This window comes from Micromonospora sp. NPDC003776 (genome assembly GCF_053605645.1).
The window spans coordinates 1-1434 of record NZ_JBSGJR010000929.1; the positions used below are offsets into that span (position 1 = coordinate 1).

Annotated in this window: 1 protein-coding gene; it reads left to right on the forward strand. The window is 67.8% G+C overall.

The window, feature by feature from the left end:
* Positions 1-171: 171 nt before the first annotated feature.
* Positions 172-1413 carry an IS701 family transposase gene (locus ACWEVO_RS36465; protein WP_452311939.1) on the forward strand — a complete coding sequence of 414 codons (1242 nt, stop codon included), beginning with the start codon at positions 172-174 and terminating at the stop codon, positions 1411-1413.
* Positions 1414-1434 lie beyond the last annotated feature (21 nt).

The following is a 1434-nucleotide window of genomic DNA, read 5'->3' on the forward strand; positions in this document are numbered from 1 at the left end:
TAGTACTCCAGCCGGGGTTGTTGACCTTGGCTGAGCTGCGGTTCGATGCGATGCGGGAACGAGGGCAGCCACCGTCGATCATGGACGGTTGTGTGGACTGACCATGATGCAGCGGTGGCTGCCGGATACAGGGTAGACGCCCAGCGGTGGCGGGTGTTGTTCGACGACCTGATGTTGACGGTCGGGCAGCGTTTCCGCAGGCCGGAGCCTCGCCGTCGGGTGCGTGACTTCGTCCGGGGCTTGCTGGCGCCGTTACCGTCGAAGAACTGCTGGACGATCGCGGAGCATGCCGGTGACACGGGTCCGGATGGAATGCAGGACCTGTTGACCCGGGTGAAGTGGGAGGATGCCGAGGTCCGGGCTGATGTCCGTGAGTTCGTCGGCCACCACCTCGGTGATGCCGAGGCGGTGCTGGTCATCGACGAGACGGGGGACCTGAAGAAGGGCCGGCACACCGTCGGCGTGCAGCGGCAGTATTCGGGCACGGCGGGGAAGATCGAGAATTGTCAGATCGCCGTGCATCTGGTCTATGCCACCGAGGCTGGTCACGCGATGCTCGACGCGGCGCTCTACCTGCCCAAATCCTGGTGCGACGATGCCGAACGCCGGGCTGAGGCCGGTGTTCCTGAGCAGGTGCGGTTCGCGACCAAGCCGCAGCTGGCGTCTCGGATGATCGCCGCAGCGGTCACCGCCGGGCTGCCGTGTCGATGGGTGGCCGGCGACGAGGCATACGGCAACGATCCGCGCCTGGCAGCCCGGCTCCGTCAGCTGCGACTGGGCTATGTCCTGGCCGTGGCCTGCTCTCATCAGGTGCGCACCGGCCTTGGGGTCTACCGCGTTGACGTGCTGGCCGCCGGTCTTCCCGCTACTGCCTGGCAGCGGGTGTCCGCGGGTCGAGGCGCGAAGGGACACCGCTACTACGACTGGTCCTTCACTGCCCTGCCACACGCCGCCGACGCCCACGGCGGGCACCACTGGCTGCTGATCCGCCGCAACCGCCGCACTGGTGAGCTGGCCTTCTACCGCTGCTGGGCACCCGAACCCGTCCCGCTACGCAGCCTCGTCCTGGTGGCCGGCCGCCGCTGGAAGATCGAAGAATCGTTCCAAGCCGCGAAGACCGGACTCGGCCTGGATCAGCACCAGAACCGCCGCTGGACGTCCTGGCACCGCTGGACCACCCTGGCGATCCTCGCCCACGCCTTCCTCGCCGCCGCGACCGCGCACCGCAGCCGTCCCGATCCGGCCGGGCTGATCGCGCTGACCGTCAACGAACTACGTCACCTGTTCAACGTCCTGATCATCGAACCCGGCCGCCGCCGCTGCGACCCACTGCTCTGGTCCGTACGCCGACGCCGTCACCAAGCACGAGCCACGACCAGCCACTACGCCCGGCAAGCCCTCACCGAGCCGTGATCACAATCCCCGGCTGGAGTA

What these genes read in the sequence shown, in the direction of transcription:
- ACWEVO_RS36465 (WP_452311939.1), top strand. Translation starts at nt 172, where the DNA reads ATGTTGACGGTCGGGCAGCGTTTCCGCAGGCCGGAGCCTCGCCGTCGG.